Origin of the sequence: Vibrio campbellii CAIM 519 = NBRC 15631 = ATCC 25920, from assembly GCF_002163755.1 — a bacterium.
Taxonomy (GTDB): domain Bacteria; phylum Pseudomonadota; class Gammaproteobacteria; order Enterobacterales; family Vibrionaceae; genus Vibrio; species Vibrio campbellii.
The window spans coordinates 1,291,510-1,317,550 of sequence record NZ_CP015863.1 but is presented as its reverse complement, the minus strand read 5'-3'; the positions used below and the strand labels follow the sequence as shown (position 1 = coordinate 1,317,550).

Sequence of the window (26,041 nt, the reverse complement as noted above, 5' to 3'; positions counted from 1 at the left end):
AGGTTCCCTAGTGGAGCCTTTTTATTTATAAATAGTTACAAAAATGGCGCATTCAAAATGCGCCATTTTTCGTATGTAATAGGTTGGCTAATTCAACATAATAAATTAACGTTCCCAGTATGCTTCTTCCAAGCTATCTTCACGCTCAGGAAGGCCACGAGATAAACGTGGAGAATGCTGTACTAGCACCTCATAACTCGCACGGTTTGCATATTTACAAACTTGAGAGAATGAAGAGTAAGTTAAATACTCATTATTGTGCTTGCTTGAGTTAGGCACATTTTCTTTGTGGTATTTATTTGCAGCCATATCGTGAAGAACCGCAGACAATGCTGCATCACCAGCACCATTGGTGTTCTTAATCTTTTCAGGGCCACCCATGTAAGGCGAGATGTGTGAATATATTTTAATTGCGTTTTCACATGAGTCTTTCTTCGCTGGTCGGCTAAATTCGTAACGGTTGAATTCCGCAATAGAGCCAGGAAGCAAAGGTAATGACGTTTCACGCTTAGCGCTGTCTTCAGTGTAACCTGCCATAAATAGACCAACAGGGCCTGCTGTACAAAGCACTAGGTCAGCCCATTCAAGCGTTTTATCTGAGGCAGCTAATGGGTCAGATTCACCCGTTAACGCTTCTGCTTCATCTTCGTTCATTGCTACAACAGATACGTTGTCGCGAATAAACTCTTGCCAGAATGTTGGATCATCTTGAATAACGAATTTAGTACCTAGTGTTAATACCACTGGTACATCGTGTTTCTTCGCGTATTCAATCGCGCGCATAGTTGCTTCAGGCATTGGATCGCCTTCTTTACAACGAACTAGGTACGCAGTAAGAACCAGAGCAGATGCACTCTTGAAGATTTTCTCAGGGATATTGTCTGGGTGAAGTTGGTTCATTTGGCCTTCGCTGATTGCGAAAGTACGTTCACCATCTTCAGTAATAAGAGCGAAACAACGACCAATTGCACCATCAACGCCTTGTAGGTAGTTCAGGTCCATACGGCTAGATGTGTTACATAGGTAACGGTAACCGTAGCTGCCGATTTTGATATCTTGGCTCATTACACCTAAAAGCGTCGAACGGTCATCCGCCAATACTGAGTAGTTATGTAGCGTATTACCGATCGTACCACCTGCATACTCGTTAGTAATTAGGCAGTCTTCTTTTAATTGTTGGTAAAGTGCTTCAGCTGTCGCATCATCGATTACCAATGAGTGTCCTTTACTCAAACCGTACTTTTCAATCACTTCCGTTGTCACTTTCGCTTCAATATCAACCAGCGTTTGATCAATGCCGATGATATGAGTGCGCGTCATCTTCTTGCTTTCTTGTGCTTGGCTCACTAATGGGTCGCGAGCATGAACAGGAAAATAGTGCTTGGATTTGCGTTGTCCAGGAAATTTCATATTGTTAGTCTGAGTAAGGGATTAAAAGGAGAGCGGATTCTATACCGCTGACAATAAAGCAGCAATAAAAGCGAGTATAGCAAACGTTTGCACCCTGCTTTTTATTTTCTAACGCTCTATTCGCCTTCCATGAAACCTAAATCTGGCAGCTGTTCGAGGTGTTCGGTATAGCGTTTTAGATTGAACTCACCACCATTTTTCATTACGTCAAAAATCTCAATCGACATTGCACAAGCCATCATTGCAACGGCATCTTCACGTGGCGTACCTGTCATCATTAGTCGCATTAAGGTTTCTTTTACTTTTATTGGGTTGCCATCTTCGAGCTGGTTTTCAACAATTTCAATCAACTCAGCTTCTTGCATAAATTGGTTTTCTTCGGTCATTTGATATTTCCTCTTGGATTTTTGCCAACTATGCCATATATAACCCTTCTATACTTATCGAATTCTCACACACGGTTTGTTTTCGGTGAAATTTACATCAAAATCGAAGTGTGATTTCGATCTCGGATCTGTCCCCGGTCAGTGGATTCTGGTAGAATCTGCGTCCCGTTAATTTTAGTGGTGTTTAGTAATGTCTGATAACAGCCAAAAGAAAGTCATCGTCGGTATGTCCGGCGGCGTTGATTCATCTGTTTCTGCGTATCTTCTAAAGCAACAAGGCTACCAAGTAGAAGGCCTGTTCATGAAGAACTGGGAAGAAGATGACAACGAAGAATATTGTACAGCAGCAGAAGATCTTGCTGATGCTCAGGCAGTATGTGACAAGCTAGGCATTCACCTACACACCATCAACTTTGCTGCTGAATACTGGGATAACGTATTTGAGTACTTCCTTGCTGAATACAAAGCAGGCCGTACACCAAACCCAGACATTCTTTGTAACAAAGAAATCAAGTTCAAAGCATTCCTAGAATTCGCTGATGAAGTGCTTGACGCTGATTACATTGCAATGGGTCACTACGTGCGTCGCTCTTTCCCAGAGAACGGTGAAAAACCAGAGATGCTACGCGGTCTAGACAGCAACAAAGACCAGAGCTACTTTCTATATACATTAAGCAACGAGCAGATTGCACGTAGCCTATTCCCTGTTGGTGATTTAGAGAAGCCAGAAGTACGCCGTATCGCAGAAGAGCAAGATCTGATCACCGCGAAGAAGAAAGACTCAACGGGTATTTGTTTGATCGGTGAGCGTAAGTTTACGGAATTCCTAGGTCGTTACCTGCCAGCTCAACCAGGCAACATCGAAACGCCTGAAGGTGAAGTGATTGGTCAACACCAAGGCTTGATGTATCACACATTAGGTCAGCGTAAAGGTCTGCACATCGGCGGACGCAAAGGTGGCGGTGGCAACGAAGACCCATGGTTCGTTGGTGAAAAAGACCTAGAACGTAACGTTTTGATTGCCGTTCAAGGTAAAGACCACCCAATGCTGAAATCAGAAGGTCTACTTGCATCACAACTTCACTGGGTAGATCGTGAGCCAATTCGCGATGTTATGAAGTGCACAGTGAAAACTCGTTACCGTCAGGAAGATATTCCTTGTACAATCATCCCTATCGATGATGAAAACATTAAAGTGATCTTTGACGAGCCACAAATTGCTGTAACACCAGGTCAATCAGCTGTGTTCTACAAAGATGACGTGTGCCTAGGTGGCGGCATCATCGAGCAACGCATTAAATATTCTCAAGCTTAGGAGTCGTTACGTGGCGAATACACTTTATGACCGTACTATCGCTTTTGCAGGTATCTGCCAAGCTGTTGCTCTAGTTCAACAGGTAGCGAGAGACGGACATTGTGATCAAGATGCCTTTGAAACGTCAATTAACGCCATTTTGAATACTAGCCCAGCGAACACCATTGGTGTTTTCGGCCGCGAAGCCGACCTTAAGCTGGGTCTTGAATGCTTGGTGAAAGGGATTGATAGCACCCCATCGGGAAGTGAAGTCACTCGCTACATCATCAGCCTAATGGCATTAGAGCGCAAGCTATCGGGTCGTAACGATGCAATGTCACAACTTGGTGATCGCATCCAAATGGCTCAGCGTCAAACGGAACATTTTGAATTGCTAGATGATCAAATGATCAGCAACCTAGCAAGCATTTACTTGGATGTAGTCAGCCCTATTGGTCCTCGTATTCAAGTAACTGGTACTCCATCGGTACTGCAACAAACCTCTAACCAGCACAAAGTTCGTGCGCTGTTATTATCGGGTATTCGTAGCGCAGTACTCTGGCGTCAAGTTGGCGGTAAACGTCGCCACCTGATCTTCGGACGCAAAAAGATGGTAGAGCAAGCGCAAATCCTTCTTGCTCGAATGTAATAAGGTATCTAGTAAGCAGCTCGCGTTTATCGCGAGCTCATTTTTTTCGACCAAAACAAATCTCGCGCAAACGTTTGCGCAATATTCGTGACAATTGCCACAGTTATTGGTATAAAGCTCACGAAATTTAGAAACCCAATTCAGGAGAACATCATGGAACTGTCAGCATTGACTGCTGTTTCACCAGTAGACGGCCGTTACGGAAGCAAGACAATTGCGTTACGCGAAATTTTCAGTGAATACGGTCTACTAAAGTACCGTACTATCGTTGAAATCCGCTGGCTACAAAAGCTTGCTGCTACTGCTGAAATTGCAGAAGTGCCAGCGTTTAGCGCAGAAGCAAACCAATTCCTAGACGACCTTGCTGCAAACTTCTCTGAAGAAGATGCACGCCGTATCAAAGAGATCGAGCGTACAACTAACCACGACGTTAAAGCGGTTGAGTACTTCCTAAAAGAGAAAGTAGCAGACGTTCCTGAACTGCACGCAGTAAACGAGTTCTTCCACTTTGCATGTACTTCTGAAGACATCAACAACACATCACACGCTCTAATGCTTAAAGAAGCGCGTGAGAACGTGATTCTTCCAGAAATCCGTAACCTAATCGACGCTATCAAAGCGCTAGCAGTGGAATACCGCGATATTCCTCTACTATCTCGTACACACGGTCAGCCTGCTTCTCCATCTACTATGGGTAAAGAAATGGCAAACGTGGCGTACCGTATGGAGCGTCAATTCAAGCAAATCGAAAACGTTGAGATTCTAGCGAAAATCAACGGTGCAGTAGGTAACTACAACGCACACCTTTCTGCTTACCCAGAGCTAGATTGGCACAAGTTCTCTGAAGAGTTCATCACTGAGTCTCTAGGCGTTACTTGGAACCCTTACACAACTCAAATCGAACCACACGATTACATCGCTGAGCTGTTCGACGCTATCGCTCGTTTCAACACTATCCTGATTGACTTCGACCGTGACGTTTGGGGTTACATTGCACTAGGCCACTTCAAGCAAAAAACCATTGCTGGTGAGATTGGTTCTTCAACAATGCCTCACAAAGTTAACCCAATCGACTTTGAAAACTCAGAAGGTAACCTAGGTCTTGCGAACGCTGTATTCGGTCACCTAGCACAGAAACTGCCTATCTCTCGTTGGCAACGTGACCTAACTGACTCAACGGTTCTACGTAACCTTGGGGTTGGTGTTGGCTACGCAATCATCGCTTACACTTCTACGCTTAAAGGCATCAGCAAGCTAGAAGTAAACCGCGAAGCACTTCTTGCTGAACTAGATAAGAACTGGGAAGTACTAGCTGAGCCAGTACAAACAGTAATGCGTCGTTACGGCATCGAGAAGCCATACGAGAAGCTAAAAGAGCTAACTCGTGGTAAGCGTGTAGACGGCGAAGCAATGCGTAACTTCATCGACGGTCTTGAGCTTCCTGAGCACGAGAAAGCACGTCTGAAAGAGATGACGCCAGCAAACTACATCGGTCAAGCAATCGAGCTGACAGATAAGCTGTAAGAGAATCGAGAATCGAGAATCGAGAATCGAGAATCGAGAATCGAGAATCGGATAATTTTGAGGGTTGACGTGAGAGCGTCAACCCTTTCTTCGTTTAGGGGGAAGGGGATTCTCCCTATGGAACGCTAAGCTTCAGGATAAGGGATAAGGGATAAGGGATAAGGGATAAGGGATAAGGCTCGGTTATAGCCATTCTAGATGCAACTGCTATCCACACACCAAATTCATCTTATTTTCGCTAAACTTACCGCGCCTCAATCTCGACTCCTAAAGCGAAGCGCTCACGCATCTCGTTTCTTTATTTCTATTGCCTCTGGAAGAAAAGAGTAATCGTCCCTACCTCAACCCCAAACTTCTTAATCTTGGTAAGGTTAAACACGTGCATATCATCCTGGCGGAACAACCAATCATCGAACGACACCGTGATGGTTGAATCATCCATTTTCAGCTCGAAGTCGTATTGCCATTGCAGCGCATTACCCATCTCTTTACCGGTAGCAATACCAATAATGTCATCCGCTTTGCCTTTATAGGTGCCGTCTTCGAGTTTAGTAATGACCCATATACGCTGGTCGAGCTCGCCATCATCAAAGACAAAGTCTTCCACCAGCGTTAGTTCATTACCTTCAACCGTCCCGACAATGTTGACTTCAAATCGGCGAGTTTGTTTCTCAGTGTAGTCCTGCACCATTCCCCAAGCCTTGACGTCACCTTCGAAGTAGCCAAACAGGTCAAAGGCTGGTGATGCCGCTTGATAGTTATCAATATCAGCAGAGCATGCGCTAAGAAGTGTTACCGCAGCAATCACTGGTGCTTTGAGCATTCGTTTTAATAATTTCACTACCTTACCTGCCCTATCAGTTGTTTACGAAGTTTAGGAAACTCTGTTTTCGGTGATAACCAAATCGAAAGAAATGCATCATTAAGCCGCTCATCTTTCACAAATCCGACGGTTTGATACGGTTCACTCCCGGCTTTGCGATAAATAAGCTGACCATTTGTACCATCAGTGAGGTAAGTCAACTCATCGCCTTTCTTGATATCAGGGAACATAGTGTTCAGTTCAGAAATCCACTGCTGACGATAAGCTTGTGTAAATCCTAGTTTCTGCCACTGTTCATCCGTCACATCGAGCAGCTGCTCTTTGCTAATATCACGCTGATAGTTAATCTCTAAAGCAAAAGGGTGGGGAGAAACGTCATTAGACACCAAATACTGTCCATCGGGCGCTTTAAGGCGGGACTTGTAGATATCAAAAACAAACCAAGTGAGTTGAGCTTCGCCGACCGTTTGCCACTGTTGCCAATTGCTAGTGGTTATTGTCTCACTTGAACCCACCACATTTTGAGCTTGCAAAGGCACCGCACAGAACAAGGATGCAGCCATTACACTACCGGTCAGCTTCCGTTTCCAATTTCTCTTCAAGCTTTTCATTTCCGTACACCTTGAGTATCAAAAGCTTCATTGCGCACCATTCGACGAACAAGATCGTAAGTGTGACGCCAACGCTAAATCCAAATTCAACGGCTTGGAGTTTGTAGCCAGCAAAGTAGCTCGCTGTCCCTCCGATACCGCCTACTATTGATACGTAGGTTTTTGGGAAACGGTACAAAATTGACTTGAGTTGGTAGGCATACCAAGAGAACAAAACCCACAAGCAAACAAGCCAGATCGGCAACCAAGAGGTTGGAAATATAAAGACGGAAAATTGCTTGTTGAGAGTGTCTAGCACCAAACCAATGGATACAATCGTGGTGATATTCTTAAGAGCAGAAGGCTCTACTCTCCAGCAGTATACAAGAGTAAGCAACGTGAGCACGAAAGTCAGCCACTGCCATTGATAGGTCCCAAGCACTGCGGCAAACCAGCAGAGTTGGAACCATGTCGATGCAACAAACACTCTCATAAAGAACTACGGACGCTGAAACGTCATGTGAACGGCACTGATCGTGCGAGCTAAGAAGCCACCCTCACAATAGCTCAAGTAATAACGCCACATGCGCACGAAGCGATCGTCGTAACCAAACGAGCGGACTTCACTCTCGGCTTGATTAAAGCGATGATGCCACTCATTAAGCGTTTTGGCGTAATCAAGCCCGATATCGAACAGATCTCGCGTAACCAAGTCACTGTATTTGGTCGTTGCTTGAGTGAGGGATGTGACTGAAGGCAAAAAGCCTCCTGGGAAAATGTACTTCTGAATAAAATCGACATTGTTGCTGTAGTAATCATAGCGCTGGTCGGCAATCGTAATCGCTTGAATCGCCATCAGGCCTCCCGACTTCAACAAGGATTCGCACTTCTTGATGTAAGAAGGCAGAAACTGCTTACCCACCGCTTCAATCATCTCTATAGAAACCAGCTTGTCGAAGGTTCCCTTTAGATTGCGATAATCCTCTTTAAGCAAAGTGACTTTACCTTCTAAGCCACGCTCTTTGATCTTCTGTTCGGCGTAAGCGTGCTGCTCTTCAGAAATGGTTGTCGTCGTCACTTGACAACCATATTGCTCAGCCATGTAAATCGCCATTGCACCCCAGCCGGTGCCAATTTCGATGACATGATCACTAGCTTTCAGCTCAAGTTGCTGACACAGGCGATACATTTTGTTGATTTGTGCCTGTTCTAATGAATCATCCGCTTCGTTGTACAACGCTGACGAATACAGCATGTTGGTATCAAGGAAAGCTTCATACAGGTTGTTACCCAAGTCGTAGTGAGCATGGATATTCTTACGGGAGTTTTCTTGGGAGTTACGGTTGCTCCAATGGCTAAACTTATAAAGCAGTTTTGTTAGCCAGCTGCCCTGCTCTTCGAGTTTATCCAGTGCACGCATGTTGAGGGCCATCAGCTTCATCAATGCCGTCAAATCCGGGCTATCCCACCAGCCGTCCATGTAAGCTTCACCTGCTGCAATACTGCCGCCTTGTAAAATCCGAGAGTAGAAGCCCGGATGCTTAACCTCAATCGTCGCCGCAACTGGTTCACCATTATATTCTCCATTTGGTGTAGAGAATCTCTCACTGCGCTCTGTCGTTTCTGTCTTGAAGCTCTCAATAACCGTTAAGCAGCCGATTTCCATCTTTTGAAGACACTGAAATAGAACTCCACGAGCCGCTTTTTGCGTCGTCGTCAATTCACGTGGCATTGCCATAGAAGTTGTATTTAACATGCAGAGTTCTCCTTGTGCTTATTATTCTTTTCGTCTTTACTCACCGGCTCGGTTCCCGTCTTTTTTGGTTGAGCATATTTAGGGTGTGAGTAAAAAGGCGCGCCTTTAATCCAAAGTTTTAGAGCGTGCCAGTAAATACCAACCATGACTTTTACCGTTTGAATCGGCGTAACGATCAAGCACTTCAATAAGGTTTTACTTGAAAGTGGCTGCGCTTTCATCGCCATGGTGGCATCAAAATGTTTTTCACCTTTGTGGCATTCAAGATGGATATTCAACTTGTCTGTCAAAGGTTTGATTTTCCAATGGTAGCGTTGGTCGATTGGATTAAACGGCGAGACATGAAACGCTTTGTCTTGCTCCCAACCAAAATTTTCATCCTGTTCGTCTGCCGCTATCGCGTAATAATGACGTTCATTCCAAGGGGTGTTGCTGACCTCTGCCAGCAGGTACTTCCACTCACCCTCCTTGTTATAAACGTAGTAGAAATTAACCGGACTGAAATAGAGCCCTAAGTAACGTAGGTGACAAACGGCAACCACTTTTCCCGTCAAACGAACACCTGTTAGCGCTTCCAGTTTGTCTTGAACGGCTGACTTAATGCATCCTTTACCACCAATGTAATCACTGCGCTTAAAACGTGCCCAATGCCAACAGCGTGACCCAAAGCCCCAAACATTTTTCTCCAGCGCCTCGAGTTCATCTACGTCGATGGCTGGCATGAATAAGGAGTAATTCAACTCATGACTCACAGGCGTGAATCGACGGTGGCGAACATTGCCTATAAACAATCGGCTGTTCATCTGGCTACTCATATCACGCCGCGCCTTTTTCAAAAGGCACCACTTTTTGCTCGCGGTATTTTTCTTCTAGCCCTTGAACGACATCAAGCGCGCTACGAACACCATCTTCATGGAAGCCGTTGTACCAATAGGCGCCACAGAACCAAGTACTCTGTTTGCCTTGGACTTCATCTTTTCGTTGCTGTGCGGCAATAGACTCCGTGGTAAATACAGGATGATGGTAAGTGAATGAGCGTAGAATCTTGTTTGGATTGATTTTTTTCGTACTGTTCAACGTGACACAGAAAGTATGCTCAGACTGGATGTGTTGCAGTATGTTCATGTTATAAGTCAGAGAAGGCAGACGCTCTTGCTCTTCTTGACTGCCATCGAGTAGGTAATTCCATGCAGCCCAAGCCGCCTTGCGTTTTGGCAACAGGCCAATATCCGTATGCAACACGACTTCGTTTGCTTGGTATGCCATATCGCCTAGGATTTCTTGCTCGGTAGAGCTTATGTCGCCCAGCATTCGCATTGCTTGATCACTGTGGCAAGCGAAGATAACGTCATCAAACCAGTGCGTCTCACCATGAACTTCAATACCAACACCGTTATCAGTACGGATGACTTTTTCGACTGGGCTGTTAAGACGAATATTATCGGCAAAACCTTTGGTCAACGGTCCAATGTAAGAGCGTGAGCCGCCTTTTATCACATACCATTGTGGGCGGTTTGTGATATCTAACAACCCGTGGTTGAGGAAGAATCGCAAGAAGAACATTAACGGGAATGCGCGCATGTCTGCCAAGGTCGATGACCAGATTGCAGCACCCATTGGTAATATGTAGTTATCAGTAAAAAATGGACTGAAGTCGTGTTCGTCAAGAAACTCACCCAGCGTCTGAGAATCTGTCGATTTCTCGTTAGCAAAGCTTTTCGCCAGTTTGTTAAAACGAAGGATCTCTGAGATAAAGCGGTAGAATTTTGGGTTTGCCCAGTTTCGTTTTTGAGCAAACAATGTCGACACGGTGTGACCGTTGTACTCCAAACCATTACCGTCGTTTCTGACGCTGAAGCTCATTTGGGTCGGCAAACCTTCGACACCGATTTCGTTCATCATTTTGATGAAGTTTGGGTAAGTCCGGTCATTGTATACAATAAAGCCGGTATCGATCGCGTACTCTTTTCCGTCAACGCTCACGTCAACAGTCGCCGTATGCCCACCTATGTAGTCGTTCGCCTCGAACAACGTTACGTCATGTTCTTTATGCAAGTAATAGCCACAAGTGAGCCCAGAAATCCCGGTACCAACAATGGCGATTTTCTTTCTTCCTGCAACGTTCATGCTTCTTCCTTCTTATGATACGAGTTTTGCGGTTAGCCGTGCTTGCCAGCTGTAGGGAAGCAGCGAGATAAAGCGCAAAATGCCAGTGAATCTCGCTGGGAAATAGATATGGCTTTTGTTTGCATCCAACTGCTTGCGGATGGCATCAGAAGCCTGCTTTACCGATACAATCATCGGCATATCAAAAGTGTTTTTGTCAGTGAGAGGCGTTTCAACAAAACCAGGGAAAACTGTGACGACTTTGATCCCTTTCTTCTTCAAGTCGACTGCAAGCGTGCGCGCGAAATAACTCACCGCAGCTTTGGAGGCGCCGTAAGCCTCTGCACGAGGCAGTGCGACTTCCGATGCAATGGACCCAACAATCACGACGCGATGACCACGTTCAAAGCGAGGCTGACAAGCTTCAACACAATTAGCTACGCCAACCACATTCACGTTCATAACGCGCGCCATGAGTTTCGCGTCAACAACGCCGTCATCCATGTATTCGCAGTCACCAGCGTTGAAAATCCAGTTTTCAGGAATAAAAGGCAATTCAGACAGTGTTTGGATCGTTTCCTCATACTGCGTCACATCAAAACGTAAGGTTGAGATGTTCCTCGACGCGTCCACAAGCTCTGCCAACACGGCCTCATTGCGTCCACAGGCAATCACCTTCCAACCTGCATTTGCGTAGTCCAATGCAAGTTGTCGACCGATCCCCGAGGTCGCACCTGTAATCAGTACCGAACCGCTCATTGCCCTAGCCTCTGTTTAATGGTTCTAACCACAGAGCCAAGCAGCGGCAGATTTTCGTAGAGCATTTCGCCCAAATCGAAATAGTCTCGGTGATAAATAACCTGCCCATCGCGGAACTTGAGATGTGAGACGCCATTTACCGAGATAGGCGCGCCTTTTTGAAGTTTCGGGTGTTGTAGATCCATCGTCCACGTGAGGAAGCCAGTTTCCCCGGCTTGTTGATGGTCATGAATAACGAAGTCACAGCGAATGACATTGGTGTAAAGTGATTGAAAGTAATCGGATAACGCAGGCCATCCTTCTAAACGATGAGCAGCATCTTCAAACACCACGTCTTGGTGATAAACCCCTTCGAGCAAATGCAAATTCGCCTTACTCAACTTTTGATAAATGTTGCCAACTGACTGAATGTCCATTTTTTCACTCCCATACCGCTTCAACAGTTGTACAAAAATATTATATGTACAAGATAGACTAATCGAGAAAAGTTGTACAAAAATATTTTTGTATAACTTTGTTTCTGTAAAGTGATACGTGACGAGATCCACTAGCGATCAATGGGCACAAAAAAAGGCTTGGTCAAAAAACCAAGCCTTTTCAGGATATTAAATTTAGTTACTGAACAATTAGTCCAGCCTATTTGACGACTAGTATTGTTGGCTACGTAGTGCCGAAATACGCTTGTCTAGCGGTGGGTGGCTCATTAGAAGCTCAGTCATCGAACGCTTACCGTTGATACCAAATGCCATCATTGTGCCATCCAGTTGCGATTCGTGACTCATTTTCAAACGCTCTAGCGCAGCAATCATCTTCTCTTTACCCACTAGCTGGGCTGCACCAGCATCTGCATGGAATTCACGGTGACGGCTGTACCACATAGTTAGGAAGCTTGCTAGGAAGCCAAATACCAACTCAAGCACCATAGACACACCAAAGTAAACCATCATGTTGGTACCTTGGCCTTCCTCATCGTCGTTAGAAGCAACGATGTTGGCAATGAAACGTGATAGGAAGATAACGAAGGTGTTCACCACACCTTGCATTAGCGTCATGGTAACCATGTCACCATTCGCAATGTGACTCACTTCGTGCGCTAGTACCGCTTCTGCTTCATCGCGAGTCATGTTGTGTAGAAGGCCTGTAGAAACAGCAACCAATGAATCGTCACGCTTTGCGCCTGTTGCGAATGCGTTGATGTCTGCCGCTTCGTAAATCGCGACCGTTGGCATACCAATACCCGCTTGCTGAGCTTGGCGACCAACTGTTTCAAGAAGCCAGTGCTCTGTCTCGTTACGAGGACTTTCGATGACCATGCCACCCACAGAGCGCAGTGCCATGCCTTTCGACATCATTAGTGAGATAAACGCGCCACCAAAACCAAAAACGGCGGCCATGACAAGTAGACCAGACAGACTGCCTGGCTGCATTCCAGTTACAGCGTAAACAATATTCAGAACAACACTAAGCACTAGCACGACTGCTAGGTTAGTTGCTAGGAATAACATAATTCGCTTCATTACTTTTCTCCGGGGAAGCTTATCGTTTTTTCAAAACGGATTATTATATGGAACAGGTTTTTTATAAGTAACAGAACGCTTAGAAAGCTTGTCCCGCTTAGTTTCGTGCTCCGTTGCGTTATAGATATAGTCTATCCGCGATAAAAACAAGGTTAAGCAATAAATTGCAACATTTGTTTTCGAGACTGAAATAATACAAACATTTTACCCGCTTAAAAACAGCATCTTAGCGCCAGTATAGACTTTGGTCTTATTGTGCGACTATCTGTACGTGCTAGATTCAGCTTAGATGAACGAAACGGGGCGAGCTTTAAGGACAATAAAGCAGTTCCAAACTTCCATGTCTTGAGGGAAAAATCATGGTAGAAACTAACAACTATCAAATGGCTATCGATCTACTTTGTTGTCATCTAGGTATCTCAGAGGATGAGGCAAAACAACAACTTGGTATTTCCACTGACGCTCACATGTCAAAGCGCGTTGCTGAAACACAGCAAGCTTTGATGGGGCTTAGCCAAGAGAAATAACTGAGCGTCGGATCTTACGATTAGACACAAAAGTTTACATGAGAAAAGGGCTGCATTGCGCAGCCCTTTTTGTGTTTATCGAATCGCGAAGCCTTTACGCGTTTAGCAACGGCTCAACGTTAATGAATTTGCCTAGATCTTTACGCTTCGCACTTGGAATGTATGGGATCTCACCAAGTTTTGGAGCATCTAAACGATCTTCCAGCATATCGATGATCTCTGCATAGTGCTCTGTGCCTGGGTTAACACGGTTCGCTACCCAGCCAACGAGATTCAAACCATCTGCTTTGATGATCTCTGCCGTTAACAGTGCGTGGCTCAAACACCCCAGCTTGATACCGACAACCAGAACTACCGGAAGCTGTTCTTGCTGTACCCATGTCGACAGGCTGTCTGTATCAGATACAGGCACACGCCAACCACCAGCACCTTCCACAAGAACAATGTCAGATTGCTCTTTATGGTGAGCCAATTTTTCGCTCAGTACTTCGTATTTAATTTCTACATGTTCGTGCTTAGCGGCGATGTGAGGAGAGGCGGGTAATTCCAAAGCGTATGGGTTTACATCGTCGTACGCGATATCTAGTGTTGCCGCTTTCTGAAGGTGCAATGCATCCGAGTTACGCCAACCTTCCGCCGTCTTGTCGCTTCCCGCAGCCACTGGCTTGTAACCAATGGTGTTAAGCCCTTTCGCGCCAAGTGCTTGTAAAATAGCTTTAGACGCTACCGTTTTTCCTACATCAGTATCCGTACCAGCAATAAAAAATGCATCAATCATTTAACTATGACTCCAAAACAAACCTGATAACTTGCAGGTAGAAGACCTTGATCGTTTCCAAATGCTTGGTACTCGCGCTCAACTTGCAACAAGGTGCGACGACTCGTCAGACCATGTGAGCGCCCGCTTACGTGATTTGCACCAATGCCTTTAAGATCACGCATGACAGAAAACGCTGAATCGTACCAAACTGTGATGGGGGTCAAGTCTAGATGATGGTTGTGGCACCGAGATTGCGCTAACGCAATTTTTACCTGATTGTGGGTAATAAAGTTATTCACGTGTTGATATGTATCAATTTTTGACCACGCCTCTCGCAACTCATAAAGTGAGCCATCGGTTAATGTTGAGAAACACCCCGTCCCTCCTACCTTTAAGACGCGACGAATCTCTCTTAACGGGTAACTTAAATCTGCACACCATTGCAAAGCCAAACTTGAAAAAACGTAATCGAAGCTCTCATCATCAAATGGCAAGTTTTCGGCATCAGCTATTTGGTACTGCATTTGCCGTATACCACAACGCTGCTGCGCTTTATCTAACATAGCTTGAGAGATATCGCCGCAAATCACTTCTGCGCCACGTTGTTGGAACAGTTGAGAGAAGTAGCCTGTACCACACCCCAAATCTAAGACGCGTTTTCCCGTTAAGTTTTCAGGAAATTTATCAAGCATGCGATGTCCAACATCACACTGAAACGCCGCGTGTTTGTCGTACGTTTCTGCTGCTTTTCCAAACGAAGAGGCAATCGCTTCTTTGTCTTGGTAAAAGCTTTCCAATGTCATATTTTCTGCATTATCCATTACAGCGCTCCTAATGCTTGCTTCAATGCCATTGAAAGCGTTTTAACTTGCTCATTGGTGTGATTGGCTGTGAGCGTAATTCGAAGACGAGATGTTCCTTTAGGTACCGTCGGTGGACGAATAGCAGTCACCCAAATGCCGTTCTGTCGACAAGCACTTGCAACCTGCAAAGCCAGTTCAGATTCACCAATCATAAAGGGCTTAATCGAGGTTTGGGTTTCGACAAAACCGTCGAGATCTTGAAGACCATCTCGATATACTTCATTTAATTCCGTAAGCTTTTCGCGTCGCCAAGACTGCTCTTGAATCATCGAGACTGCATGAGTCAACGCATACGCTTGTGCTGGCGGTATCGCTGTGGAATACACATGGTGACGAGCAAACTGAGTTAAAAAGTCCCCCGTTGCGTGGCCACATAAGATAGCCGCGCCGGACATACCGAAAGCTTTGCCAAAAGTAACGATCAACAATTCAGGCTTAACTGTAGCCAGCTCGCAAGAACCACCACCGAATTCACCAAGAACGCCAATACCGTGTGCATCATCGACGGCGAACCAAGCATCGTAGCTTCTTGTAACTTCTGCGATATCAGCAAGTGGTGCACAATCCCCGTCCATACTGAATACCCCTTCAGTTACGACCAGATGATTGTCTTCGCTATTCAGCAGCGATTTTAGATGCGCGATGTCACTGTGCTTGAAGCGCTTCATTTTAGCTGGCGACAACATCCCTGCCTCCATCAAAGAAGCATGATTCAAACGGTCTTGAATGAGTACGTCTGATTTTTCTAGCAAGGTGAATAACAACGCTTGATTGGCACTGAACCCAGAACCAAACAGGATTGCCCGTTCGTAACCCAGCCACTCGGTCAATGCAGCTTCTAAATTACTGTGCGCCGCACTAAAGCCAGTCACCATTGGAGAGGCACCACTACCGCTGCCGTATACACTCAAGCCTTGTTGCCAAGCACGAACAAGCGCTTGATCATTGGCTAAGCCTAAGTAGTCGTTACTTGAGAAGTTGATGTAGCGTCTGCCTTCGTATTCCAAAATCGATTGGTTGCCGGAAAACACCACATTCATCGAACGATTCAGCCCCTGCGCTTTACGGGCGGCAAGGGCGGACTCGATACGAGATTTAAACGCTGGCATCGTAGAAAAGGTCGTCTTTTGTTGGACGAGCAGCAACACGCTCTACCACGCGATCCAGCAACTCGTTTTCTTCTATTTCATCAGGTTTTTGAGACACTTCTTGGCTGTTAATGCCGAGCTTATTGAACAGCATCATGTCCTTATCTTCAGAAGGGTTTGGAGTCGTCAGAAGTTTGCAGCCATAGAAGACTGAGTTTGCACCCGCCATAAAACACAGCGCTTGCATTTGTTCGTTCATGTTTTCACGGCCAGCCGATAGACGAACCGCTGATTGAGGCATCATGATGCGCGCAATCGCAATCAAGCGAATAAAATCGAATGGCTCAACATCGTCCACCTCTTCCAGTGGTGTGCCTTTCACCTTAACCAGCATGTTGATTGGCACGCTTTCAGGGTGCACTGGCAAGTTAGCTAATTCAACCAACAAGCCCGCTCGGTCATTGGCACTCTCACCCATACCGATGATGCCACCAGAACAAATCTTCATGCCAGCATCACGCACGTGAGAAAGCGTATCTAAACGGTCTTGATAAGTACGTGTGGTAATGATGTTGCCATAGAACTCAGGTGACGTATCTAGATTGTGGTTGTAGTAATCCAGACCTGCAGTTGCCAGTTGCTTTGCTTGGTCTGGCGTCAACATGCCTAATGTCATACACGTTTCTAAACCCATGCCTTTCACGCCTTTGATCATGTCGGTCAAGTGCGGCATATCACGCTCTTTCGGGTTCTTCCACGCTGCGCCCATACAGAATCGAGTAGAACCCGCGTTTTTCGCTTTTTGCGCAGCATCGAGTACGCGTTCTACTTCCATCAAACGCTCTTTTTCGATATCTGTGGTGTAACGAGCACTCTGAGGACAGTACTTACAATCTTCCGGACAAGCACCTGTCTTAATCGAAAGAAGCGTGCTTACTTGAACATGGTTGGTTTGTTGGTATTGACGATGAACAAGCTGTGCTTCGAATAGCAGATCCATGAACGGTTTTTCCATGAGATCGCGCACTTCAGCATGCGTCCAGTTATGACGAACTTCCACGTGTATTCCTTTAGTCACTTTTTTTGTTGTGTTGACAGTCTACTGAGTCTCGATAAACTGTCAACAAAACACTAAACCACAAAGTTTACACCTGTATATTTTTTAAACTTAATTACTATTGGAATAGCACATGGATCTCGCCTTCGACCGCCAGCACATCTGGCATCCCTACACTTCGACGTTGACACCTCTGACCTGCTATCCAGTGGCATCGGCAAGTGGTGTCCACATTAAATTGGAAGACGGGACAGAGCTTGTCGATGGTATGTCTTCTTGGTGGTCAACGATCCACGGCTACAACCACCCGCACTTAAATCAAGCGGCTCACCAGCAAATCGACCAAGTCTCTCACGTGATGTTTGGCGGAATTACCCACCAGCCAGCAATCAGTTTATGTAAGAAGCTGCTATCCCTAGCCCCAAGTAATCTTGAACATGTATTCCTTGCCGATTCAGGTTCCGTTGCCGTAGAAGTCAGCTTAAAAATGGCACTGCAATATTGGCATGCAAAAGGCGAACGCCGACCACAGTTTCTTACTTTGCGACACGGTTATCACGGCGATACGTTTGCGGCGATGTCGGTCACCGATCCTGATAATTCCATGCACTCTCTCTACAAAGGTTTTTTGCCTGAGCATATCTTTGCCCAGTCACCTACTTGTGGCTATTGGGATGAATGGAAGCCGGAAGATCTTGCAGACTTTGAGCGCAAGATTGAAACGCATCACCAAGAACTCGCTGCGGTGATCCTAGAGCCTATCGTTCAGGGTGCGGGCGGTATGCGTATCTACCATCCAGAATTTCTCAAAGGTGTGCGTAGGCTTTGCGACAAATACGGTTTGTTATTGATTGCAGATGAAATCGCGACCGGATTTGGGCGTACCGGTAAACTGTTTGCTTGCGAACACGCAGATATCCAGCCAGACATTTTGTGCGTCGGCAAAGCACTTACTGGCGGCTACATGACCCTCTCTGCGACCCTAGCGAGCAAACACGTCGCGGATACTGTTTGTGGTGGTGATGCTGGTTGTTTCATGCATGGCCCAACCTTTATGGGTAACCCGCTCGCCTGTGCCGTGGCCACCGCAAGTTTAGAATTGATAGAACAAGGCAACTGGCAGCTACAAACCCAGCATATTGAAACGTTGTTTTCTGAACTACTGCCAAAACTGGAAAAATACGACTTGGTTAAAAACACCCGTTGGTTGGGTGCCATTGGCGTTGTAGAAACACACCGCCCAGTGAATATGGAAACCATCCAAGCACTGTTTGTTGAGCACGGTGTTTGGATTCGTCCATTTGGCAAACTGATTTATATGATGCCGCCATTTATTAGCAAGCCGGAAGATATTGAGAAGCTAGTTAACGCAATTGATGCTGCGCTTCAACGTCAAGATTGCTTCGCTTAATGCGTTCTCATTAAATTTAAAGAATATTTAAAAAATAAAAACAAGAACGGTTTGAGTATACCACTCAAAGCGTTTTTACTATTTAGAGCAATATTATTAAGCGTCGTACTGATAATCTAAATACCACTACGAAACATGATTAGCGTAATTGGCTATCTTTACTTGCTCGTCGATTAAATAACACTTGGCGTTGAGACACCAATTCGATTGTTGACTGACATTCGATACATAAACGAACGCCTTTCATGGCTATTCGACGCGCTTCAGGAATTTCATCACCACACTCATCGCAGTAATGGGCGCTCTCACCCTTTGTGATATTGCCACGAACACGGGAAATTTCGTCGTCTATTGTGTTTTGAATTTGTTGGCTGACGCTATCGTCGTTTGCCCACCCTACGGCCATAAGCCCTCCTCGTTACTTGAATGAGAAAATCTACTTACCGTGGTAAGGTGGATGATTATATCGATTACAAATAACAAGATAATTAGGGTAAATTCGAAAACACTATTACGATTCGGTAATAATTAATTTTCACTCGACGCAGACAACAAAAAACCCAGCACTGAGGCTGGGTTTTGGTGTTCTAGTGGTTAATGAATTAACCGATGTGCGTTGCGCCCGCCATGTACTTCTGAAGTACTGTAGGGATTGTAATGCGGCCATCTGCTTCTTGGTTGTTTTCTAGGATAGCAACCATTGTACGACCTACAGCAAGACCAGAACCGTTTAGCGTGTGTACAAGCTCAGGTTTCTTCTCGCCTTTACGACGAAAACGCGCTTGCATACGACGAGCTTGGAAGTCCCACATGTTAGAACATGAAGAGATTTCACGGTAAGTTTCTTGAGCAGGAACCCAAACTTCTAGGTCGTAAGTTTTACGAGCGCCGAAGCCCATGTCACCTGTACATAGAACCACTTTACGGTAAGGAAGCTCTAGAAGTTGTAGAACTTTCTCAGCGTGACCTGTTAGCTCTTCTAGTGCGTTCATTGAATCTTCTGGCTTAGTGATTTGTACTAGCTCAACTTTGTCGAACTGGTGCATACGAATCAGACCACGAGTATCACGACCGTAAGAACCTGCTTCTGAACGGAAACATGGCGTGTGAGCTGTCATCTTAATTGGTAGATCTGCTTCGTCAGAAATCGTGTCACGAACTAGGTTCGTTACTGGCACTTCTGCAGTAGGGATTAGAGACAGTTTACGTGGCTCTTCGTCGTTTACTTTTTCTACTAGCGGCTCAGTGTGGAAAAGGTCTTTACCAAACTTAGGAAGCTGACCAGTACCGAATAGGCTGTCAGAGTTTACTAGGTAAGGTACGTACATTTCTGTGTAGCCGTGCTCTTCAGTGTGAAGATCCAGCATGAACTGAGCGATTGCACGGTGTAGACGAGCAAATTGGCCTTTCATCACGATGAAACGTGCGCCAGTGATTTTAACTGCACTTGCGAAGTCTAGACCGCCACCCATTTCGCCTAGGTCAACGTGGTCTTTTAGTTCGAAGTCGTAAGTCTTAGGCTCACCCCAACGAGAGATTTCAACGTTGTCGTTTTCATCTTTACCATCTGGCACTTCATCATCAGGGATGTTTGGTACAGAAAGTGTGAATTCGTCTAGTTGAGCCATTACTTGCTCAAGTTCAACTTTCTTCGCATCAAGATCGCTACCTAGAGTACCGATTTGTTTCTTGATCTCTTCTGCGCCTTCTTTGTCGCCAGCCGCCATTTTTTGGCCGATTTGCTTGGAGATGGAGTTACGCGTGGATTGTAAATTTTCTACTTCTACTTGAATGGACTTACGTTGTTCTTCAAGTTTACGAATAGTCTCTACGTCTAGCTTAAAGCCACGACGCGCCAGTTTAGCAGCTGTTTCATCCAGCTCTGTACGAAGTAATTTAGAATCCAGCATTGTTAATCCTATGCTTTTTGTTGTGAAATCACGCGCACTTTCCAAGGCGTGCGCGTTAAAAAAATTTACTGAACAAATGTATCCAAAAACGCCTACTTTTCATAGCGCTTTTGTGGGCTATTTGCGTCTAAAGTAGCCAAGTAATCTAACTTTTCGCCGATTTTGGTCTCTAGACCACGATTTGTCGGCTGATAGTATCTACGATCACCCATTTCAGGCGGCAAATATTGCTCACCTGCGGCGTAAGCGCCAGGCTCATCGTGCGCGTAACGATACTCTGCCCCATAACCCATGTCTTTCATCAAACTGGTCGGTGCATTTCGAAGGTGATGCAGCACTTCATATTCAGGCAAGTTATGAGCATCTGTGAGCGCTTGTTTCCACGCCACGTATACCGCATTACTTTTTGGCGCACATGCTAGGTACACGATCGCTTGTGCAATCGCACGCTCACCTTCTGCCGGACCAACACGAGTAAAACAATCCCAAGCAGATAAGGCCACTTGCATTGCGCGAGGGTCAGCATTGCCCACATCTTCAGAAGCAATCGCCAGTAGGCGGCGAGCAATGTACAAAGGGTCGCAACCTGCTGCAATCATACGTGCAGCCCAGTAAAGCGCGGCATCAGGGTTAGAGCCACGAATCGACTTGTGTACAGCAGAGATTAAGTCGTACCAAATATCGCCTTTGTTATCGAAGCGAGAGACCTTCTCCCCTGCGACTTCCGCAAGCAACTTAAGCGTGATTTCTTTTTCGCCCTTCGCATTGTCCTCTGCCATATCATAGAGCAGCTCAAGGTAGTTGAGAGACATGCGAGCATCGCCGTTTACCAGCTCTGCTAGGCGGTCTAATACGTTATCAACGAAGTGTGCAGGCGTATTACCCAGCCCACGCTCTTTGTCACTGATCGCTTGATTCAGCGCCAGTGAGATTTCATCTTTATCGAGAGACGTTAACTTGTACACACGCGCACGTGACAGCAATGCGTTGTTTAACTCAAACGATGGATTTTCTGTCGTCGCACCAATAAAGGTAACGGTGCCATCTTCGATATGCGGTAAAAACGCGTCTTGCTGAGATTTGTTGAAGCGATGCACCTCATCCACAAATAAGATGGTGCGGCGACCCGCCATTTTATTATCACGCGCTTTCTCGATTGCAGCACGAATTTCTTTCACGCCAGACGTCACCGCAGACACACGCTCAACTTCTGCATTGGCATAGTTTGCCGCCACTTCTGCCAACGTCGTCTTACCTGTGCCTGGCGGTCCCCAAAGGATCATAGAGTGAATATGACCAGCCTCTAACGCACGGCGTAGTGGCTTACCAGGACCTAAAATATGCTGCTGACCGATGTACTGTTCAATCGTTTCCGGTCTCATACGAGCAGCAAGGGGACGAAAATCTTCGTCCCCCGAGAAATCTAATGTGTAATTGCTCACTACCAATTAATTCCTTTGGTCATCCACTTCCACGCCATTAGGAATAGTGAATGTGAATCTGTCTGCTTTTGGTTTTCCAAGCTTCACGTTATTAAAGGTAAACAAGCCTTTCTGACCGTCTTGTTCAACCACGTTGAAGCCTTTCACCACACCTTTGGCATCAATATTAATCTGAAATTGGCCCTGTGTGGAGTCTACCGCGGTAGGAATAAGCGTGAACTGGTCACCCTTTTGGGAGATCTTGTAATTATCCCAATCACTTGCGCGGTTACGTGTTAACAAAACAAATGGCGTTTGCTCTGTTGCTTGTTCTTGCCAGTAGATACTCACTTGCTCGATGAACGGGCTGTAGTACCACAATGTTTTACCGTCAGAAACCAATAGGTTTTCATCAGGGGATGTTGTGCTCCAACGGAACAGGCTTGGGCGAGCGATTTCAACCGTGCCTTCCCCTTCCATCACTGTTTCGCCTTCAGGGCTGATAACTTGCTGAGAGAAATCCGCACTGAAGCCACCGTTCATCGATAGGCGTTTGTTTAATTCATCTTTAGGAGACGCGGCGTGTGCAGTAGAGAAGAGAGAAAAGCTTAAAACAAGCGCAGAGAAAAATTTCGCTGAAAATAGTTTTTTCATTCAGATACCTATTGTTAGAACCACTCACCTCAGTTGGACTGAGGTGAGTAACACAAGTTCATTAATCTTTTGGTGGCGCAGGAGCCAGTACTTCACGGTTACCATTATGGCCCGGAGCACTTACGATGCCTTGCGCTTCAAGCTGCTCAACAATTCGAGCCGCTCGGTTGTAACCGATCTTGAATCGACGTTGTACACCAGAAACCGAACCACGACGCGATTGCACTACGTGCTCTACGACTTGATCGAACAATGGATCCACTTCTTCATCCGATTCCATCTGCTCACCCGGAAGCAGACTTTCTGGACCTTGGTCACCACTGATGATCTCATCAATGTAGTTTGGTTTACCACGAGCTTTCCAGTTGTTTACAACCGCGTGAACATCATCATCCGACGCAAACGCACCGTGAACACGGGTCGTATGGCTTGATCCTGGTGGTAAGTAAAGCATATCACCCATACCCAATAGCGATTCTGCACCGCCTTGGTCAAGGATAGTACGTGAGTCCGTCTTCGTAGATACAGTAAACGCCACACGCGTTGGGATGTTCGCCTTAATCAGACCGGTAATAACGTCAACCGATGGACGCTGCGTCGCAAGGATCAAGTGAATACCTGCCGCACGCGCTTTTTGCGCCAAGCGTGCAATCAGTTCTTCAACCTTCTTACCAACCACCATCATTAGGTCGGCAAATTCATCGACAACCACAACAATGTAAGGCAGTTTCTCAAGCAACGGCGGCTCAGTGTCCATGCTGTCGCCTTCTTGCCAGAATGGGTCGTGAATTGGGTGACCTGCGTCTGCGGCCATCTTAAGCTTCTCGTTGAAGCCTTTCACGTTACGTACGCCCAATGCCGACATCAGTTTATAACGACGTTCCATCTCGCCCACACACCAACGTAGTGCGTTAGACGCGTCCTTCATGTCCGTTACTACTTCAGAAAGTAGATGAGGAATACCTTCGTAGATTGAAAGCTCCAACATTTTCGGGTCGATCATGATGAAACGCAGATCTTCTGGCGATGCTTTGTAAAGCATACTCAAGATCATCACGTTTACACCTACTGACTTACCAGAACCCGTTGTACCCGCTACCAGTACGTGAGGCATTTTCGCGATATCTGCAATCACCGCTTCACCGGCGATATCTTGACCAAGAACGACCGTTGTTGGTGACGTTGCTTGTTCAAACTGAGGGCTACTGATTACATCAGACAAGAATACCGTCTGACGGCTCATGTTAGGCAACTCTAGACCGATATAAGGTTTGCCCGGAATCACTTCTACTACACGTACCGCCATTGCAGACAGCGCACGAGCCAAGTCCATAGACAGGCCGGAAATGCGGCTTACTTTCACGCCCGGCGCCAAATCAAGCTCGAATCGAGTGATAACAGGGCCAGGATAAATACCGACAACGTCCGCTTTGATCTTGTAATCCGCAAGCTTGGTTTCAACCAAACGCGCCACCTCTTCCAGAGCATCACGATCGATAAAGTTATCGCGCTTCTCCGGGTGGTAAAGCAATTCTAGCGTTGGTAGTGGTTCTGCTGGTACTGGCAAGTTTTGTTCTTGCTGCACTAAGAATGGGTTCTGCTGAGCAGCCACTTTCGCTTGAGCGTTCGATACCAAGTTTTGGAATGCTGCGACATCTTGATCGCCGTCTTGAACCTCTTCTACCTCGACTGCTTGAGGTGCAGGTTCAAACGTAGCAGAAGGCACCGGCGCTACCGATTGTGGTTGCGGTGCGACTTGCTGCTGCATAGGTTGTTCTTGTACAGACTGTTGTAGAGGCTGAGATTGTGGCTCTACATAAGTAGGCTGAGCTTGTTGAACAGGCTGCTGCGCTTGGTAGTCATCTTCTTCATCTACAACATCGAAGTTCGAAATAGTTGGCTCGATGTGCTGGCTTGGCTCAGTTTGCTCAACAATGTTATCCAGTGCTGCAGCGTTAATCACAGGCTCTTCGTTTTGAGGCTGTTCTGCGTGTTCCATCGGCGCTTGAACTGGCGCTTGCTCTTGAGCAACTTGCGCCTGTTGAGCCTGCTCTGCTTCGAACTGAGCATACTCATCGTAGCTTGGCTCATTATCGTGCGATTCCACAACGCTTGATTCAGACTGCACAAACGGTTCTTGCGGCGCTGCCGGTTGATGAGCAGTTTGCTGGCCAACCTCTTGTTGAGCAACAGCAGGCTGGGGAACCACTTCTTGAGAAACAGGCTGCGTTGCTTCAGGCTGAGCCGCAATAGGAGCAACAGCAGGCTCTTGCGCTTCTTGAACTTGCGGCGCTTCATCAGCCCAATCATCGGCTTGTTGCGCTGCGGCTTCTAATTCTTCAATGGTGACGTTCAGCTGCTTAGTGCGCTCAACCGTTGGGTCAACATTGTCTGTGTTTACGGTACGAACAGGCTCAACAGTTTGAGCTTGCTCTTGGACCTGAGACTGAACTGGAGCCTGAATCGGCGCTACGTTCACAGCTGCCGCTTGTTGCGTTGGCTGTACAATAGGTTGCGCTGCTGGCTGCTGTTTCGATTTGTCTACGTTAGATTGCTCTACCGCCGATTGTGGCATGTAGATCGGATATTCATGTGCAGGCGCTTCTTCTTTCGGCTCTTCTACTTCGTAAGCAGTAAGGTGCGGCAGAGGCTCATCTTCCAACTCCTCTTTACCACGCTTGCTCATCACTCGGTCTTCTGCAAACTCATCCAACTGAGGCTCAAGCGTTTCTTGTTCAGTGCCACGAGCTTTGTTTGTAACAGCGGCAACAGCACCAAGTGCACGATCACCCAGCCACTCAACAATCTTCAACCAAGAAATACCCGTAAATAGAGTAAAACCTGCTCCCCATAGGAAAAGAAGTACAAGCGTTGTACCCAGCACATTCAGTGTAGGTAGAGACAGACTACTTAGAACGTCACCAACAACGCCACCAGACGAGAAGTACCAAATGTCGTCAAAGTTGATATCAGCAAGACCACAACTGGTAAGAACAAGGATAACTAAACCTAATAGACGAGTCCCCCACAACATAAGGTCGATAGGATCGTCTGCGGAGCGCTTACGGCAAATCACCCATGCACCTGCCGTCAGCAGGAATGGCAATGGGTACGCGAGGGAACCGAAGGTAAAAAATAGCGTGTCGGCTAACCAAGCGCCGAACAAGCCACCAGCGTTATTGATCTCTCCGCCCCAAGCCGTTTGGGACCAAGACGGATCGGCTGGGCTAAAGGTAAATAGTGCAACGGCCAACAATACCGAGCTAAGAACGCCAACGATAAAGCAGCACTCTTTTAAGCGTTGGAAGCCATTTAGACGTGAAGACTGAGGCTCTTCACTGGTTTTGATAATGGTTTCGACTTTCTTTGCGTTCTCTTTGAACATAAATCAACTTGAATATGGAAATGAATTAGGAATAAGCAAAACATTCCGAGCGGCACAAAGCCGCTCGGTAAATTGATTTAACCATATCAAAGAGAAAAACCCAATTACTCTATGGAGAAAGCGGAAGCATTTACCGCTTTCTTTGCAAGAA

At 46.2% G+C, this 26,041-nt stretch carries 25 protein-coding genes; 5 read left to right on the top strand and 20 right to left on the bottom strand.

Features of this window, described 5'->3' with window-relative positions; translation table 11 throughout:
- Positions 1–105 precede the first annotated feature (105 nt).
- Together A8140_RS06295 and A8140_RS06290 are read right to left on the bottom strand one after the other, a co-directional pair.
- Positions 106–1,410 (bottom strand): inosine/guanosine kinase, encoded by a 1,305-nt coding sequence (locus A8140_RS06295; protein ID WP_005427518.1) that lies wholly within the window; start codon positions 1,408–1,410, stop codon positions 106–108.
- A 116-nt stretch (positions 1,411–1,526) separates the two neighbouring features.
- On the bottom strand, positions 1,527–1,796 hold the full coding sequence (locus A8140_RS06290) for a hypothetical protein (RefSeq protein ID WP_005528818.1): 270 nt from the start codon (positions 1,794–1,796) through the stop codon (positions 1,527–1,529).
- Positions 1,797–1,986: 190 nt separating this feature from the next.
- Between A8140_RS06290 and mnmA the strand changes: the two genes are divergently transcribed.
- The 3 genes from mnmA to purB all read left to right on the top strand — a co-directional run bounded on the left by mnmA (position 1,987) and on the right by purB (position 5,263).
- Positions 1,987–3,111, top strand: a complete 1,125-nt coding sequence (gene mnmA / locus A8140_RS06285) for a tRNA 2-thiouridine(34) synthase MnmA (RefSeq protein ID WP_005528820.1) — start codon at positions 1,987–1,989, stop codon at positions 3,109–3,111.
- A 10-nt stretch (positions 3,112–3,121) separates the two neighbouring features.
- Positions 3,122–3,739 (top strand): high frequency lysogenization protein HflD, encoded by a 618-nt coding sequence (hflD, locus tag A8140_RS06280; protein WP_005427511.1) that lies wholly within the window; start codon positions 3,122–3,124, stop codon positions 3,737–3,739.
- 153 nt (positions 3,740–3,892) lie between these two features.
- Positions 3,893–5,263: an adenylosuccinate lyase gene (gene purB, locus A8140_RS06275; protein ID WP_005378198.1), complete on the top strand. Its 1,371-nt coding sequence runs from the start codon at positions 3,893–3,895 to the stop codon at positions 5,261–5,263.
- 304 nt (positions 5,264–5,567) lie between these two features.
- Here the strand turns inward: purB and A8140_RS06270 are convergent, their stop codons facing one another.
- The 9 genes from A8140_RS06270 to htpX all read right to left on the bottom strand — a co-directional run bounded on the left by A8140_RS06270 (position 5,568) and on the right by htpX (position 12,814).
- A complete protein-coding gene (locus tag A8140_RS06270; RefSeq protein WP_005528823.1) occupies positions 5,568–6,086 on the bottom strand; it encodes a DUF3833 domain-containing protein in 519 nt (172 codons plus the stop codon).
- A 17-nt stretch (positions 6,087–6,103) separates the two neighbouring features.
- On the bottom strand, positions 6,104–6,697 hold the full coding sequence (locus A8140_RS06265; protein WP_005528825.1) for a chalcone isomerase family protein: 594 nt from the start codon (positions 6,695–6,697) through the stop codon (positions 6,104–6,106).
- Positions 6,654–7,169 (bottom strand): DUF2878 domain-containing protein, encoded by a 516-nt coding sequence (locus tag A8140_RS06260; protein ID WP_005528827.1) that lies wholly within the window; start codon positions 7,167–7,169, stop codon positions 6,654–6,656. Before A8140_RS06260 ends, A8140_RS06265 begins: the two co-directional genes overlap by 44 nt.
- Before the next feature lie 6 nt (positions 7,170–7,175).
- Positions 7,176–8,432: an SAM-dependent methyltransferase gene (locus tag A8140_RS06255; RefSeq protein WP_005528829.1), complete on the bottom strand. Its 1,257-nt coding sequence runs from the start codon at positions 8,430–8,432 to the stop codon at positions 7,176–7,178.
- Positions 8,426–9,247, bottom strand: a complete 822-nt coding sequence (locus A8140_RS06250; RefSeq protein ID WP_005528830.1) for a DUF1365 domain-containing protein — start codon at positions 9,245–9,247, stop codon at positions 8,426–8,428. The genes A8140_RS06255 and A8140_RS06250 overlap by 7 nt, the downstream gene beginning before the upstream one ends.
- Position 9,248: 1 nt before the next feature.
- Entirely contained in the window at positions 9,249–10,559 is a 1,311-nt protein-coding gene (locus A8140_RS06245) for an NAD(P)/FAD-dependent oxidoreductase (RefSeq protein ID WP_005528832.1), read from the bottom strand.
- A gap of 12 nt (positions 10,560–10,571) precedes the next feature.
- Positions 10,572–11,297, bottom strand: a complete 726-nt coding sequence (locus tag A8140_RS06240; RefSeq protein WP_005528835.1) for an SDR family oxidoreductase — start codon at positions 11,295–11,297, stop codon at positions 10,572–10,574.
- Positions 11,294–11,713: a nuclear transport factor 2 family protein gene (locus A8140_RS06235; protein ID WP_005528838.1), complete on the bottom strand. Its 420-nt coding sequence runs from the start codon at positions 11,711–11,713 to the stop codon at positions 11,294–11,296. Before A8140_RS06235 ends, A8140_RS06240 begins: the two co-directional genes overlap by 4 nt.
- 231 nt (positions 11,714–11,944) lie before the next feature.
- Complete coding sequence (gene htpX / locus A8140_RS06230) at positions 11,945–12,814, bottom strand: protease HtpX (RefSeq protein ID WP_005528841.1); 870 nt, start codon at positions 12,812–12,814, stop codon at positions 11,945–11,947.
- Between the two features lie 359 nt (positions 12,815–13,173).
- Here htpX and A8140_RS06225 point away from each other — a divergent pair, with 359 nt between their 5' ends.
- The gene (locus A8140_RS06225; RefSeq protein WP_005528842.1) at positions 13,174–13,341 is read left to right on the top strand and encodes a hypothetical protein; all 168 of its coding nucleotides are present in this window, start codon (positions 13,174–13,176) and stop codon (positions 13,339–13,341) included.
- A 94-nt stretch (positions 13,342–13,435) separates the two neighbouring features.
- Here the strand turns inward: A8140_RS06225 and bioD are convergent, their stop codons facing one another.
- The 4 genes from bioD to bioB are packed head-to-tail and all read right to left on the bottom strand — an operon-like array spanning position 13,436 to position 17,112.
- Positions 13,436–14,119 carry a dethiobiotin synthase gene (gene bioD, locus A8140_RS06220; RefSeq protein WP_005528844.1) on the bottom strand — a complete coding sequence of 228 codons (684 nt, stop codon included), beginning with the start codon at positions 14,117–14,119 and terminating at the stop codon, positions 13,436–13,438.
- Positions 14,116–14,922 carry a malonyl-ACP O-methyltransferase BioC gene (gene bioC / locus A8140_RS06215; protein WP_005528846.1) on the bottom strand — a complete coding sequence of 269 codons (807 nt, stop codon included), beginning with the start codon at positions 14,920–14,922 and terminating at the stop codon, positions 14,116–14,118. The genes bioD and bioC overlap by 4 nt, the downstream gene beginning before the upstream one ends.
- Complete coding sequence (gene bioF / locus A8140_RS06210) at positions 14,922–16,073, bottom strand: 8-amino-7-oxononanoate synthase (protein WP_005528848.1); 1,152 nt, start codon at positions 16,071–16,073, stop codon at positions 14,922–14,924. Before bioF ends, bioC begins: the two co-directional genes overlap by 1 nt.
- The gene (gene bioB, locus A8140_RS06205; protein WP_005378222.1) at positions 16,060–17,112 is read right to left on the bottom strand and encodes a biotin synthase BioB; all 1,053 of its coding nucleotides are present in this window, start codon (positions 17,110–17,112) and stop codon (positions 16,060–16,062) included. Before bioB ends, bioF begins: the two co-directional genes overlap by 14 nt.
- Positions 17,113–17,242: 130 nt before the next feature.
- Between bioB and bioA the strand changes: the two genes are divergently transcribed.
- Positions 17,243–18,520, top strand: coding sequence for an adenosylmethionine--8-amino-7-oxononanoate transaminase (bioA, locus tag A8140_RS06200; protein WP_005528850.1), 1,278 nt, complete (start codon positions 17,243–17,245; stop codon positions 18,518–18,520).
- A gap of 139 nt (positions 18,521–18,659) precedes the next feature.
- On the opposite strand, the gene A8140_RS06195 is transcribed toward bioA, so the two are convergent.
- The 5 genes from A8140_RS06195 to A8140_RS06175 form a co-directional block, all read right to left on the bottom strand.
- Positions 18,660–18,926, bottom strand: a complete 267-nt coding sequence (locus A8140_RS06195; RefSeq protein ID WP_005528852.1) for a DksA/TraR family C4-type zinc finger protein — start codon at positions 18,924–18,926, stop codon at positions 18,660–18,662.
- Between the two features lie 196 nt (positions 18,927–19,122).
- The gene (serS, locus tag A8140_RS06190; protein ID WP_005528854.1) at positions 19,123–20,430 is read right to left on the bottom strand and encodes a serine--tRNA ligase; all 1,308 of its coding nucleotides are present in this window, start codon (positions 20,428–20,430) and stop codon (positions 19,123–19,125) included.
- A 92-nt stretch (positions 20,431–20,522) separates the two neighbouring features.
- Positions 20,523–21,878 carry a replication-associated recombination protein A gene (locus A8140_RS06185; RefSeq protein WP_032999896.1) on the bottom strand — a complete coding sequence of 452 codons (1,356 nt, stop codon included), beginning with the start codon at positions 21,876–21,878 and terminating at the stop codon, positions 20,523–20,525.
- On the bottom strand, positions 21,879–22,505 hold the full coding sequence (gene lolA / locus A8140_RS06180; protein WP_005528858.1) for an outer membrane lipoprotein periplasmic chaperone LolA: 627 nt from the start codon (positions 22,503–22,505) through the stop codon (positions 21,879–21,881).
- Positions 22,506–22,566: 61 nt separating this feature from the next.
- Positions 22,567–25,890, bottom strand: coding sequence for a DNA translocase FtsK 4TM domain-containing protein (locus A8140_RS06175; protein ID WP_005528860.1), 3,324 nt, complete (start codon positions 25,888–25,890; stop codon positions 22,567–22,569).
- Positions 25,891–26,041: the final 151 nt, after the last annotated feature.